A 13,033-nucleotide genomic window follows, 5' to 3' on the forward strand; every position below is an offset into this window, starting at 1 on the left:
CATGGCGACGTATCACGACACCATGATCCATCACGGTGATCATTTGAAGACACTGCCTAGGGCCGCGAGGAACTGCGCGGCCAGCCCTCACCGGCCCGCAGCCGAAATCCTCAGCCGCAGCCCCACCCCCTAGGGGCGCGGGGAACTGCGCACCCAGCCTCCACCGGCCCGCAGCCGATGGCCGCCCCCCTGGCCCGCAGCCGAAGCACTCGGCTGCAGCCCCGCCCCCTAGGGGCGCGGGGAACTGCGCACTCAGTCCTTACCGGCCCGCAGCCGAAGAAGCCCCGCCCCCCCACCGGCCCCGCAGCCGAAGCCCTCGGTCGCAGTGCTCGCCGGGGCCGCGGAAGGAGGGTGGAGGTGGAGGCAGGGGCGGCTCGCTTGGCGGAGCCGTTACGCTGGGGGGCGTGGCAGTCGTCGATGTTTCCGAAGAGCTCAAGTCCCTCTCCTCGACCATGGAGTCGATCGAGGCCGTCCTGGACCTCGACAAGCTGAGGGCGGACATCGCCGCGCTTGAGGAGCAGGCGGCGGCGCCGTCCCTGTGGGACGACCCCGATGAGGCGCAGAAGATCACCAGCAAGCTGAGCCACCTCCAGGCGGAGGTGCGCAAGGCCGAGACCCTCCGCGGGCGCATCGACGATCTCAGCGTGCTGTTCGAGATGGCCGAGGAGGAGGACGACCCGGACACCCGCGCCGAGGCCGAGACCGAACTCACCGCCGTCAAGAAGGCGCTGGACGAGATGGAAGTCCGCACGCTGCTCTCCGGGGAGTACGACGCCCGTGAGGCCGTCGTCACCATCCGTGCCGAGGCCGGCGGCGTCGACGCCTCCGACTTCGCCGAGAAGCTGCAGCGCATGTACCTGCGCTGGGCCGAGCGACACGGCTACAAGACCGAGCTCTACGAGACCTCGTACGCGGAAGAGGCCGGCATCAAGTCGACCACCTTCGCCGTCCACGTCCCGTACGCCTACGGCACGCTCTCCGTGGAACAGGGCACGCACCGGCTCGTACGGATCTCGCCGTTCGACAACCAGGGGCGCCGCCAGACGTCGTTCGCCGGTGTCGAGATCCTGCCCGTGGTCGAGCAGACCGACCACATCGAGATCGACGAGTCCGAGCTGCGCGTGGACGTGTACCGCTCGTCGGGCCCCGGCGGCCAGGGCGTCAACACGACCGACTCCGCGGTGCGGCTGACCCACCTCCCCACCGGCATCGTCGTCTCCTGCCAGAACGAGCGCTCGCAGATCCAGAACAAGGCGTCCGCGATGAACGTCCTCCAGGCCAAGCTCCTTGAGCGGCGCCGCCAGGAGGATCAGGCCAAGATGAACGCGCTCAAGGGCGACGGCGGCAACTCCTGGGGCAACCAGATGCGTTCGTACGTCCTGCACCCGTACCAGATGGTCAAGGATCTGCGCACGGAGTGCGAAGTCGGAAACCCCGAGGCCGTGTTCAACGGCGAGATCGACGGTTTTATCGAAGCCGGAATTCGCTGGCGCAAGCAGCAGGAGAAGTAAGCGACTTTTTCGAACGTCGTTTTGTCGACAGGGCAACTGCGGTCCACCGGACGGCAGTTGCCCTTTCTGCTGCCTTCTGGTGAGCGATGTGTGGGTTTTACATCACACTCACATGACGCTGCGCCGGTCAAAAGACCTTGATCTGGACATCGCGGTCGCAACGACCTTGACGATGCTTTGAAAGATGGGAAAGCTGACGCGTGGCATGCGTATTTCTGGGGCGCGTGTGAACCGGGGGCCCCACTGGGTCATCCCGAGGTCGCGGCCCCGGACGCTGCACCATTGACGATGAGCTACTGGGGGTAGCAACCAGATGACCAAGAAGACGCGGATCCGGATCGCGCGGATAGCCGCCGGCGCGGTGATCGCCGCCGGTGCCTCCCTGACCGCCGCCGGTGCCGCCTCGGCGCTCGACGTGAGCGTCGACGTGGCCGGCCTGAACGCGGGCGCCAGCGTCGACGAGAGCGGTGTCGGCGTCGGTATCGCCGTCGACGACCCGACCACCCCGGCCCCGACCCCTCCCACCGACCCGACGGTCATCCCGACCGACCCGACGGACCCGCCCACGGAGACGCCCCCGACCGAGGAGCCTCCGACCGAGGAGCCGACCGACCCGACCGAGGAGCCCACCGAGCCCACGGAGGAGCCCACCGAGGACCCGACCACCCCCGGTAACGGCGGCCAGAACGGCAACGGCGGCGGCTCCGGCGGCAACGACAACAGCGCCGACAGCGCCGAAGGCAGCGGCTCGCAGGTCGTCGAGCAGGGTGCGGGCAAGGAGAGCCTGACCGACACCGGCTCGGACACCTCCGCCCAGGGCACCGGCGGCGAGCTGGCCGAGACTGGCGCCGCCGAGAACGTCACGTACCTGCTGATCGGCGCCGCGACGATGATCGCCGGCGGCATCGGCTTCCGTATGCTGCCGCGCCTCATGAACAACCGCGGCGCGGCCGCCTGACGCAGGGCGCACGCCGTGTGACCGGTGACGTGTGATGCGGGAAGGGCCCGGAGCCATCGGCTCCGGGCCCTTCCTGTCTGTCATCGTCCGTCACCGCGTGGCTTCGTCCGTCTCCAGCGGGGTCCCGCTCCCGCCCCTGTCCGCGCCCTCGCCTGTGACGCGTATCTCCTGGGCCGGTGAGGTCGGTGGTGGGGCCTAAGCGGTCTGGTGGGCCAGCAGGGCCACCGCAGCTATCAGGATGGCGAGCAGTGCGATCAATGTCATGGGGTTGAGTCCGCCGCCCAGAGGGCCTTCGTTCTGCAGGCGTGCGCGGTTCGCGCGGCACACGGGGCAACGGCCTTCGTTCACGGGCGCGGCGCAGTTCGCGCACACCAGCCGGTCGTACGTCATGCGCTCGCCCTCCTTGCACCGGTTCCACGGACACAACGCTCTCGGGGACGAATACGTTCCCACTCCACTGTGCCAGGTTCCTCCGGAAGGTGCGCGGGTTCCCTCGCAGGGGGCTCCGTCGGCGCCCTTCGGGGGCGGAGCCCCTTCTGGAGGGGCTCTCTTCTTATGTGCCCGGTACAAATGCGCACAACCCTTGTACAACCCGTCTCGGCGCCTGCGCGCGTGTACCCGGGTCGCGTAAGGTCACGCTCGTCTAGCCCCATCCCCCGACGGCCTGTGGTGCATCCGTGATCCGATTCGACAACGTCTCCAAGGTCTACGCAAAGCAGACCCACCCCGCTCTCCGGGATGTCTCCCTGGAGGTGGAGCGCGGCGAGTTCGTGTTCCTGGTGGGGTCATCCGGCTCCGGAAAGTCCACCTTCCTGCGGCTGATCCTGCGCGAAGAGCGGGCCAGCCACGGCCAGGTGCACGTGCTGGGCAAGGACCTCGCGCGCATCTCCAACTGGAAGGTGCCGCAGATGCGCCGCCAGTTGGGGACCGTGTTCCAGGACTTCCGCCTCCTGCCCAACAAGACGGTCGCCGAGAACGTCGCCTTCGCTCAGGAAGTGATCGGCAAGTCCAAGGGCGAGATCCGCAAGTCCGTGCCGCAGGTGCTCGACCTCGTCGGGCTCGGCGGCAAGGAGGACCGGATGCCCGGCGAGCTGTCCGGCGGTGAGCAGCAACGCGTGGCCATCGCGAGAGCGTTCGTGAACAGGCCCAAGCTGCTGATCGCGGACGAGCCCACCGGAAACCTGGACCCGCAGACCTCCGTCGGCATCATGAAGCTGCTGGACCGGATCAACAGGACCGGAACCACCGTCGTGATGGCGACGCACGACCAGAACATCGTGGACCAGATGCGCAAGCGCGTCATCGAGCTGGAGAAGGGTCGCCTCGTCCGCGACCAGGCGCGCGGCGTCTACGGCTATCAGCACTGACCGCGAGTCCCACGCGTCCGTCCACGGAAAGGCCTGAGAAGACGCCATGCGCGCCCAGTTCGTTCTGTCGGAGATCGGTGTCGGTCTCCGCCGCAATCTGACGATGACCTTCGCGGTCGTCGTCTCCGTCGCCCTGTCCCTCGCCCTGTTCGGCGGCTCGCTCCTGATGAGCGACCAGGTGAGCACGATGAAGGGCTACTGGTACGACAAGGTCAACGTCTCGATCTTCCTCTGCAACAAGTCCGACGCGGAGTCCGACCCCAACTGCGCCAAGGGAGCGGTCACCAGCGAGCAGAAGAAGCAGATCGAGACCGACCTCGGCAAGATGTCCGTCGTCGACAACGTCACGCACGAGTCGAGCGACGAGGCGTACAAGCACTACAAGGAGCAGTTCGGCGACTCCCCGCTGGCGGCCTCGCTCACACCGGACCAGATGCAGGAGTCCTTCCGCGTCAAGCTGACGGACCCGGAGAAGTACCAGGTCATCGCGACCGCCTTCGACGGCCGTGACGGCGTGCAGTCCGTGCAGGACCAGAAGGGCATCCTCGACAACCTCTTCGGGCTGCTGAACGGCATGAACTGGGCGGCCCGGGCGGTGATGGCGATGATGCTCGTCGTCGCGCTGATGCTGATCGTCAACACCGTGCGCGTCTCCGCGTTCAGCCGTCGGCGTGAGACCGGCATCATGCGCCTGGTGGGCGCCTCCGGCTTCTACATCCAGGCGCCGTTCATCATGGAGGCCGCCGTCGCCGGACTCATCGGCGGTGGTGTCGCCTGCGCCTTCCTGGTGATCGCGCGGTACTTCATCATCGACCACGGTCTCGCCCTGTCCGAGAAGCTGAATCTGATCAACTTCATCGGCTGGGACGCCGTTCTCACGAAGCTGCCGCTGATCCTCGCCACGAGCCTTCTGATGCCCGCGCTGGCCGCGTTCTTCGCGTTGCGCAAGTACTTGAAGGTGTGACACATGCCAAGAGGGCCGTACCGGCAACCGCCGGTACGGCCCTTCTCGTTGTCCTAGACTCACCCGCATGTCAGGCCGTGACCTGTTCTGTCAGCCCCGCCGCATCCGCCGCGGGGCGGCCCTGACGTTGGTCTTCGCGAGCGTCCTCGCGGCGGGCGCCGCGACCGGCTCGTTCGACGCCCCCGGCCGGAAATCCGTCTCCCCCGCGGCCCGTACCGCGCAGGCGGGCCACCAGGACGACGTCGCCGACGCCGCCGCGGAGGCGATGGCCGACGGCAAGTCGCCCGTGGAGGCCGCCGAGCGGGCCGTCAGCCGCAGCGGCGACCGCTGGGGCGCCGTCTACTCCCAGGGTGAGTACGAGGAGTTCGAGGAAGCCCTCGACGGCCAGTACACCGGCGTCGGCCTCTGGGCCCGGCGCGAGCGCGGCGGCCGTATCGAGGTGACGCGGGTCCAGTCGGGCTCGCCCGCCGCGACCGCCGGTATCCGCAAGGGCGACCGGCTGCGCAGCGTCGACGGCCACCGCGTCGACGGCAGGCCCGTCACCGAGGTCGTCTCGTTACTGCGGGGCGACGCCACCGACGCCGACGCGGGCACCGCCGTCGACCTCGGACTGCAGCGCGGCACGCGCGCGTGGAGCGAGACCCTGCACCGGGCGCGGCTATCCACCGACTCCGTGAGCGTGCGCGAACTCCCCGACGGCGTCACCGTGATCAAGGTAGCCGCGTTCACCAAGGGCTCCGGAGACCTCGTACGGACCGCGGTGGCCGACGCGCCCGTGGACGAGGGCATCGTCCTCGATCTGCGGGGCAACTCCGGCGGCCTGGTCACCGAGGCCGTCACGGCCGCCTCCGCCTTCCTCGACGGCGGCCTGGTGGCCACGTACGACGTGAACGGCGACCAGGAGGCCCTGCACGCCGATCCCGGCGGCGACACCACCAGACCGCTGGTCGCGCTCGTCGACGGCGGCACGATGAGCGCGGCCGAGCTCCTCACCGGCGGTCTGCAGGACCGCGGCCGCGCGGTCGTCGTGGGCTCCAGGACCTTCGGCAAGGGCTCGGTGCAGATGCCGAGCCGGCTGCCGGACGGCTCGGTCGCCGAACTGACGGTCGGCCACTACCGCACCCCCTCCGGGCGCACGGTGGACGCCCGGGGCATCACCCCCGACCTGGAGGTCGAGGAGGGCGCGCTGGAGCGCGCCGAGACCGTCCTGAGCGGGCTCGGGGACGCCGAGTGACCGGTCCGCGCACGGCCCTCGCCGCCGCCGGCCCGTACGTCGCGTAATCGGCTTTCCCTCCGGACCCCCTCTAGTGCGAAAATGGCCAGCACTATGAGCAAGGGCATGTACGTACCGAAGGAATCCCAGCCGAAGCAGGGAGGTGGCGCCAAGGCCGCCGTCAAGGACGGCAAGCGCAAGATCGTCGCGCAGAACAAGAAGGCCCGCCACGACTACGCGATCATCGATGTCTACGAGGCCGGGCTCGTGCTCACCGGGACCGAGGTGAAGTCGCTGCGCCAGGGGCGTGCCTCGCTGGCCGACGGCTTCGTCCAGATCGACGGGAACGAGGCGTGGCTGCACAACGCCCACATCCCCGAGTACAGCCAGGGCAGCTGGACCAACCACTCCGCGCGCCGCAAGCGCAAGCTGCTCCTGCACCGCGAGGAGATCGACAAGCTGGCCTCGAAGTCGGAGGAGACGGGTCACACCATCGTGCCCCTCGTCCTGTACTTCAAGGACGGCCGCGCGAAGGCCGAGATCGCGCTGGCCCGAGGCAAGAAGGAATACGACAAGCGACAGACCCTGCGCGAGAAGCAGGACCGGCGCGAGTCGGACCGGGCGATCGCCGCGGTCAAGCGCAAGCAGCGCGGCGAGTAGCACGGCGGAGCGGGACGGCAGCCCCGGCACACCCGCCGCGAGAGGGGCCGCCGGGAATACAGTGGCATCGACGTGCGTTGGTCACGTACGATGGCAACGCACCTCACAGCAGGTGCACGCGCCCTCTCCGGAGGGTTTTGAAAAAACAACATGGGGATGATCGGTTTCGACAGCGGCTGTCGAAGCAGGGGAAGCGAGCCGAGGAAGCGGCAATGATCTCGTTAACCATATGTCGCAACCAATAATCGCCAATTCCAAGAGCGATTCCCAGTCCTTCGCCCTCGCTGCTTAATAACCAGTGACTGAAGGACCCTAAATGGGTGTCAGCCCGGGGGTGTTCCCGACCCGGATCCTGGCATAATCAAGGGAACTAAACCGTCTGACCCGGTCACGGGGTGAGACGGGAAATCAAACAGTGACTGAGCCCGTCGGAGACTTGTTCGCGTGATCTCCGGGGCTGAGAAAATCTAAGCGAACTGCGCTCGGAGAAGCCCTGATTCTGCACCGTTGGACGCGGGTTCGATTCCCGCCATCTCCACTTTCCCATGTTCACAGCATGACCAGTCGGAAGCGAAGGCCCCGTTGCCATAGGCAACGGGGCCTTCGTCGTGGATGCTGCTGCGCATGAGACGACTCGGAGAAGCCGGAGAAGCCGGACAGGGCAAGAGATCTCACGACCGGCGCGGGCGCCCATGGACCTGGGCCGTGGTGCTGGGGGTGCTGGTGGCCGGGCTCGGCTGGAGCGCACCCGCCGGGGCCGACCCGGGGACCAGCGGGCTGCCGGAGGCCATCGACACCATCCTCGGGGACAGCCGGTTGGAGGGCGGGACGGCGGGCGTCGTGATCACCGAGGCCGCGAGCGGGGACGTGCTGTACCAGCGGTCGCCCACCTCACGGCTGATGCCCGCCTCCAACACCAAGCTGCCCACCTCGGCGGCGGCGATGGAGATCCTCGGCCCCGACCACACGTTCACCACGGACGTCCTCGCGACCGGACGCCGGCAGGGCTCCACACTGAACGGCGACCTGTATCTGCGCGGCACCGGCGACCCGACCGCCCTGGCCGCGGACTACGACGCCCTCGCCGCACGCGTCGCCGCGTCGGGCGTCACCCGCGTCGACGGGCGGCTCCTCGCCGACGACACCCGCTTCGACCGCAACCGCCTCGGCCGCAACTGGGCCGCCGACGACGAGTCCGCGTACTACTCCGCGCAGATCAGCGCGCTGAGCGCCGCCCCCGACACCGACTACGACACCGGTTCGGTGATCGTGCGGGTCGCTCCGGGCGCCGCCGCCGGTGACAAACCCCAGGTCACCGTCGTCCCGAAGACCAAGTACGTGGACATCGACGTACGGGCCACGACCGTCGCCGCGGGCGGTGCGAACGACCTCACCGCGGAGCGCGAGCACGGCACCAACACGATCGTCGTCAGCGGTACGACACCGGTCGGCGGCTCCGGCCTCCAGGAATGGGTCAGCGTGTGGGAGCCCACCGGGTACGCCGCCGCCGTCTTCCGTGACGCGCTCACCGCGCACGGGGTGAAGGTCACCGGGGCGACCCGGCTCGGGCGCGCCACCCCCGCGACGGCACAGCGGCTCGCCACGCACGCCTCCATGCCGCTGAAGGACCTGCTGATCCCGTTCATGAAGCTGTCGAACAACATGCACGCGGAGATCCTCACCAAGGCCATGGGCGTGAAGGTCTCCGGCGAGGGCAGCTGGAGCGCCGGGCTCGCCGCCGTCAGCGGCTATCTCAAGGGCGTCGGCATCGACACGGGCAAGCTGCGGCAGGTCGACGGATCCGGGCTCTCCCGGATGAACAACCTCACCGCCGGGCAGTTCGCCGAGCTGCTGCTCGCGGTACGGGCCGAGCCCTGGTACGCCGACTGGTACAAGTCGCTGCCGGTCGCCTGCGCCCCCGACCGTTTCGTGGGCGGCACCCTGCGCACCAGGATGTGCGGGACGCCCGCGGCCCTCAACGCGGTCGGCAAGACCGGTTCGCTGACCGGGGCGTCCGCGCTCTCCGGGTACGTGAAGGACGCGGACGGCCGTGAACTCGTCTACAGCATCGTGCTCAACAACTACCTGGCCTCCTCCGTGAAGCCGCTGGAGGACGCGATCGTGGTGACGCTCGCCCGGTCCACGGCGGACGGGACCGCGACGGTCCGGCCGACGGGCCCGAGCGCGCGCTCGGCCGAGCGGAACACGGACCTGGAGTGCTCGTGGCGCAAGCCGGCGGAGTGCTGAGCGCCGCGTGAGAACCACGGTCCGGGGCGCCCGCGCGCGCCCCGGACCGTCACCGCGTCACGGCATCACCGCCGCTCAGCGGATCGTGAACGTCGACAGCCGCATCCCGTCCCCCAGCACCAGATACACGTCCTGACGCCCCTTCGCGGCGGCTGCGGCCGACAGCGGGGCGCTCACCTCGGCGTACGAGTACACCGACCCCGTACCGGACACGGCCGCCGTACCGACGAGCGTCCCGGAGGGCGAGCCGAGCCGCACCTCGACCTTCCCGGCCGCCCCGGCCACCCGCGCCCTGAACTCCCGGGCACCCGAACCCCACCGGGAGTCGGCGAACTTCAGCCAGGCGCCGTCCCGCGAGGCGCCCACGGCGGTGCCCCGGACCTTGGACTCGTCCACCAGGCGTACGCCCTCGTAGTCGTCGAAGTTCTCCGCGCGGGTGGTCCGGGTGAGGTCCCGCGCCGGAATCGTCTCGCCCGCCACCTTCACCGACGTACGGGAGCGGATGTCCTCGGAGGACGCGCCCACGAGAACGTCGTACGTGCCGCTCTCCACCACCCACTTCGACCGGGTGACGTCCCAGTGCGCGAGGTCCTTCTCCCGCAGCGCCAGCTTCACCGTCCGCGTCTCGCCGGGCTTCAGGGAGACCCGCCGGAAAGCCTCCAGCTGCTTCAGCGGCTGCTTGTCGCGCGAGGTCCGCTGGTGGGTGTAGAGCTGCACGACCTCGTCGCCGGCGCGGCTGCCGGTGTTCGTCACCGGGACCTCGTAACCGCCGTCGACGCGCTTCACCTGCCCGTAGCGGAAGGAGGAGTACGAGAGCCCGTAGCCGAACTCGTACAGCGGATCGCCCTTGAAGTACTGGTAGGTGCGGTCGTACTTGATGTTGTCGTACTCCAGGATCGACGGCAGGTCGCTCTCCGAGCGGTACCAGGTCTGGGTGAGCCGTCCGGCCGGGTTGACGTCGCCGAAGAGGACGTCGGCGAGGGCGTTGCCGGTCTCCTGGCCCGCGTGCGTGGTCCACAGGAGTGCCGGGACCTTCTCCTGGAGGGCGCCGAGGGTGGTCGGGTAGCTGTTCTCGACGACCACGACGGTGTGCGGGTTGGCCTCGCGCACCGCCTCGACCAGCGCTTCCTGGGACGGGGCCAGGCCCATGTCCTCGCGGTCGTCGTTCTCGCGCCCGTTGATCGCGGGCATGGACCCGACCACCACGACCGCCGCGTCCTTGCCCCGCACCGCCGCCACGGCCTCCTCGGTGCCACTGCGGACGACGTCCTTGGCGTAGTGCGCGGCCTCGGACTTCGCGACCAGGCCGAGAGTGCCGTCGGGGCCGGTCGGGCCGAGGTAGACCGGGTTCGACCACCAGGGCTCGCGGGTCTCGTAGCCCGCGTACCGCAGCAGGTACGTGCCGTCGTCCTGTTCCTCCAGCGCGAACTGCTGCTGGACGAACCAACCGTTCGGCTGGACCTGGTCGTTGACGAAGTTCGACCAGTTGTAGCCGATGTACTTGCCGTTCGCCGCCGAGCGCAGGGTCACGATCCCGGCCCCCCAGTCGAACACGTCGAACTGCGCGGCCGTCCCGTCGCCCGCGCTCTCCTTCAGCGCCTCGCCGTCGGCGTCCGCCCCCGCGGTGACGTACCCGCCGCTCGCCGTGTTCCGCAGCGAGATCCGGTCCACGCCCTCGCTGCCGGTCACGGGGGCGCCGAGCCGCGCGGCGATGCCCGCCTTCGGGGTGACCGCGTAGGGGAGCGTGCCCGAGTACCAGTCGGTGTAGAGGGTGTCGGCGAGGGGCCCGACGACCGCCACGTCCTTCGCGGAGGCCTTGAGCGGCAGGGCGCCGCCCGAGTTCTTCAGCAGGACCGCCGCGTCGGCCGCCGCCCGCCGTGCGAGCTTCTGGTGTGCGGGGCTGTTCACCACCGACTTGTCGATGGCCCCGTACTTCCCGCCGCCCGGGTCGAACTCGCCGAGCCGGACCCGGACGTCGAGGATGTGCCCGGCCGCCGTGTCGACGTCGGACTCCTTCAGCAGACCGTCCGCCAGCGCCGACTTGACGGCCGTCGTCGTCGGTACGGAGTTCGTGTCGTCCGTCGTGAAGCTGTCGATGCCCGCCTTCAGCGTCGCCGCGTTCCCCTCGGCCAGGGTGCCGTAGTACTTCTGACTGCCGCTGGAGATCAGGTTGCTGGGCGCGTAGGCGTCGGTGACGTTCAGCAGGTCCTGCGAGGTCCAGGTGCGTACGTCGTCGTCGAGCGCCGGATTCACCGTGGCGGGGCGGCCGTTGACGAGGTTGTACGAGGACATCACGCCCGTCGCCGCGTCCGCCTCGATCGCCGGCCGGAACGCCTGCTCCTCGTACTCCTTCAGGACCCGCGGGCGCAGGTCGGAGGAGGTGGTCGTGCGGTCGGCCTCGTTGTTGTTGCCGAGGAAGTGCTTGAGGGTGGGTGCCGTCTTCAGGTGCTGGGGATCCCCGCCGGTCAGACCGGTGCCGTACGCCGTCGCCATCGAACTCGTGAGATACGGGTCCTCCGAGTAGCCCTCCTCGTTGCGGCCCCAGCGCGGGTCGCGGAGCGGATTGACCACGGGCGCCCACAGGTTGAGGCCCCAGCCGGTCGGGCGTTCCTGCTGGAAGCCGCGCGCCTCGTCGCCGACCGCCGAGCCGACCCGGCGGATCAGGGCGGGGTCCCAGGTCGAGGCGAGCCCCACGGCCTGCGGGAAGACGGTGGCCTCGCCGAGCCAGGCGACCCCGTGCAGTGCTTCCGTGCCGGTCTTGAACGCCTGGATGCCCAGGCGCGGGATCGCGGGCTGCCACTGGTGGAGCAGGGACACCTTCTCGTCGAGGGTGAGCCGGGAGAGGAGGTCGTCGACGCGGCGGTCGACGGAGAGGCGGGGGTCGCGGAAGGGGTACGCGGGGTCGTCGGCCGCAGCCGTCCCCGTGGCGGTGGCGGTGGCGGTGGCGCCGAGCCCGGCGATCAGGGTGAGCGTCAGGACGAGCGCGGTTCTCGGTCTTCTCCTGCTTCTCTTGCCTTTCATGTCACGGCTCCTTCGACTAGGGCCTTGCACGACTTGCGCGACTTGCGTGCCTTGCACGACTTGCGCGGATGAAAGTCAGGTGCAGATCAGGGGCGTGGCCGCGTGCTCGCCCGTACCGTCAGCCGGGGCGGGAGCAGCGTGGCCTGCGGCACCGGTGTGCCGCCCAGCTTCTTCATCAGCAGTTCCACCGATCCGGCGCCCACCTCGGCGGCCGGTATGGCGATGGAGGTGACGGGCACGCGGACGCGCGCGGCCAGTTCGTCCGGGCAGATCGCGGTGACCGACAGATCGCCCGGGACCCGTAACCCGAGTGCTTCGAAGGCGTCGATCAGCGGTTCCAGGACCGGCTCGTTGTGGACCACGACCCCCGTGAGGGCGGGCCGCTCCCGCAGGAGCCGCTCGGCGACCTGGCGGGCTGCCGCCGGGTCCGCCTCGCACGGGTGGACCGAGGAGGCGATGCCGTTGCGGTGGGCGGCGGCGGTGAAGCCCTGGACGACCCGCTGGGCGAAGCCGGTCTCCCGTACGTACACCTCGGGCGGTGAGCCCACCAGGCCGATCACCCGGTGGCCGAGCCCCGCCAGATGTTCGACGCACAGTTCGCCCGCCGCCTTGAAGTCCAGGTCGATGCAGGTCAGCCCGGCGGGCTCGGCCGGGAAGCCGATGAGGACCGACGGCCGGTCCAGGGCGCGCAGCAACGGCAGGCGTCCGTCGTGGAGCTGGACGTCCATCACGATCAGCGCGTCCACGAGGGCGGTGTCCGCGACCCGCCGCAGCCCTTCCTCGCCCTCCTCCTGGGTGAGCAGCAGCACGTCGTGGTCGTGGCGGCGGGCGGCCGTCACCACGGACACGGCGAACTGCATCACCACCGGCACATGGATTCCGGTCCGCAGCGGGACCACCAGCGCGAGTACGTTCGACCGGCTGCTCGCGAGGGCGCGGGCGCCCGCGTGCGGCCGGTAGCCCAGTTCGCGGATGCTCTCCTCGACGCGCTGCCGGGTCTCCTCGGAGATCGGCCGCTTGCCGCTCAGCGCGTACGAGACGGTGCTGGGGGAGACCCCGGCGTGCCGGGCCACATCGGTGATCTTCACCATG

At 69.6% G+C, this 13,033-nt stretch carries 10 protein-coding genes and 1 other RNA gene; 8 read left to right on the forward strand and 3 right to left on the reverse strand.

The features are described from left to right. The first annotated feature begins 404 nt into the window (after positions 1 to 404). Together prfB and IE278_RS22635 are read left to right on the forward strand one after the other, a co-directional pair. Positions 405 to 1,511: a peptide chain release factor 2 gene (prfB, locus tag IE278_RS22630; RefSeq protein ID WP_189775071.1), complete on the forward strand. Its 1,107-nt coding sequence runs from the start codon at positions 405 to 407 to the stop codon at positions 1,509 to 1,511. Positions 1,512 to 1,824: 313 nt separating this feature from the next. Next, positions 1,825 to 2,469: an LPXTG cell wall anchor domain-containing protein gene (locus IE278_RS22635; RefSeq protein ID WP_189775072.1), complete on the forward strand. Its 645-nt coding sequence runs from the start codon at positions 1,825 to 1,827 to the stop codon at positions 2,467 to 2,469. Between the two features lie 195 nt (positions 2,470 to 2,664). Here the strand turns inward: IE278_RS22635 and IE278_RS22640 are convergent, their stop codons facing one another. After that, on the reverse strand, positions 2,665 to 2,859 hold the full coding sequence (locus IE278_RS22640) for a hypothetical protein (protein WP_107015898.1): 195 nt from the start codon (positions 2,857 to 2,859) through the stop codon (positions 2,665 to 2,667). Between the two features lie 287 nt (positions 2,860 to 3,146). Here IE278_RS22640 and ftsE point away from each other — a divergent pair, with 287 nt between their 5' ends. The 6 genes from ftsE (at position 3,147) to dacB (ending at position 8,920) form a co-directional block, all read left to right on the forward strand. Further along, positions 3,147 to 3,836: a cell division ATP-binding protein FtsE gene (gene ftsE, locus IE278_RS22645; protein ID WP_107015900.1), complete on the forward strand. Its 690-nt coding sequence runs from the start codon at positions 3,147 to 3,149 to the stop codon at positions 3,834 to 3,836. A 46-nt stretch (positions 3,837 to 3,882) separates the two neighbouring features. Continuing rightward, on the forward strand, positions 3,883 to 4,800 hold the full coding sequence (ftsX, locus tag IE278_RS22650) for a permease-like cell division protein FtsX (protein WP_107015901.1): 918 nt from the start codon (positions 3,883 to 3,885) through the stop codon (positions 4,798 to 4,800). Positions 4,801 to 4,867: 67 nt separating this feature from the next. Then, positions 4,868 to 6,034 carry a S41 family peptidase gene (locus IE278_RS22655; RefSeq protein ID WP_189775073.1) on the forward strand — a complete coding sequence of 389 codons (1,167 nt, stop codon included), beginning with the start codon at positions 4,868 to 4,870 and terminating at the stop codon, positions 6,032 to 6,034. A gap of 105 nt (positions 6,035 to 6,139) precedes the next feature. Further along, complete coding sequence (gene smpB, locus IE278_RS22660) at positions 6,140 to 6,673, forward strand: SsrA-binding protein SmpB (protein WP_189775199.1); 534 nt, start codon at positions 6,140 to 6,142, stop codon at positions 6,671 to 6,673. Between the two features lie 152 nt (positions 6,674 to 6,825). Continuing rightward, positions 6,826 to 7,214: a transfer-messenger RNA gene (ssrA, locus tag IE278_RS22665) on the forward strand. An 83-nt stretch (positions 7,215 to 7,297) separates the two neighbouring features. Beyond that, positions 7,298 to 8,920 (forward strand): D-alanyl-D-alanine carboxypeptidase/D-alanyl-D-alanine endopeptidase, encoded by a 1,623-nt coding sequence (gene dacB / locus IE278_RS22670; RefSeq protein WP_189775074.1) that lies wholly within the window; start codon positions 7,298 to 7,300, stop codon positions 8,918 to 8,920. A 75-nt stretch (positions 8,921 to 8,995) separates the two neighbouring features. Here dacB and IE278_RS22675 read toward each other — a convergent pair whose 3' ends face one another. Both IE278_RS22675 and IE278_RS22680 read right to left on the reverse strand, forming a co-directional pair. Beyond that, positions 8,996 to 11,941, reverse strand: coding sequence for a glycoside hydrolase family 3 protein (locus IE278_RS22675; protein WP_189775075.1), 2,946 nt, complete (start codon positions 11,939 to 11,941; stop codon positions 8,996 to 8,998). 86 nt (positions 11,942 to 12,027) lie between these two features. After that, the gene (locus IE278_RS22680) at positions 12,028 to 13,032 is read right to left on the reverse strand and encodes a LacI family DNA-binding transcriptional regulator (protein ID WP_189775076.1); all 1,005 of its coding nucleotides are present in this window, start codon (positions 13,030 to 13,032) and stop codon (positions 12,028 to 12,030) included. Position 13,033: the final 1 nt, after the last annotated feature.

Origin of the sequence: Streptomyces tauricus (genome assembly GCF_014650955.1) — a bacterium.
In the GTDB taxonomy this organism is placed as follows: domain Bacteria; phylum Actinomycetota; class Actinomycetes; order Streptomycetales; family Streptomycetaceae; genus Streptomyces; species Streptomyces tauricus.

Excerpts from the sequence above, each read along its gene's own strand:
- IE278_RS22635 (WP_189775072.1), top strand. The coding sequence starts at position 1,825 with ATGACCAAGAAGACGCGGATCCGGATCGCGCGGATAGCCGCCGGCGCG.
- IE278_RS22640 (WP_107015898.1), bottom strand. The coding sequence starts at position 2,859 with ATGACGTACGACCGGCTGGTGTGCGCGAACTGCGCCGCGCCCGTGAAC.
- ftsX (WP_107015901.1), top strand. The coding sequence starts at position 3,883 with ATGCGCGCCCAGTTCGTTCTGTCGGAGATCGGTGTCGGTCTCCGCCGC.
- IE278_RS22655 (WP_189775073.1), top strand. The coding sequence starts at position 4,868 with ATGTCAGGCCGTGACCTGTTCTGTCAGCCCCGCCGCATCCGCCGCGGG.
- smpB (WP_189775199.1), top strand. The coding sequence starts at position 6,140 with ATGTACGTACCGAAGGAATCCCAGCCGAAGCAGGGAGGTGGCGCCAAG.
- dacB (WP_189775074.1), top strand. The coding sequence starts at position 7,298 with ATGAGACGACTCGGAGAAGCCGGAGAAGCCGGACAGGGCAAGAGATCT.
- IE278_RS22675 (WP_189775075.1), bottom strand. The coding sequence starts at position 11,941 with ATGAAAGGCAAGAGAAGCAGGAGAAGACCGAGAACCGCGCTCGTCCTG.
- IE278_RS22680 (WP_189775076.1), bottom strand. The coding sequence starts at position 13,032 with ATGGTGAAGATCACCGATGTGGCCCGGCACGCCGGGGTCTCCCCCAGC.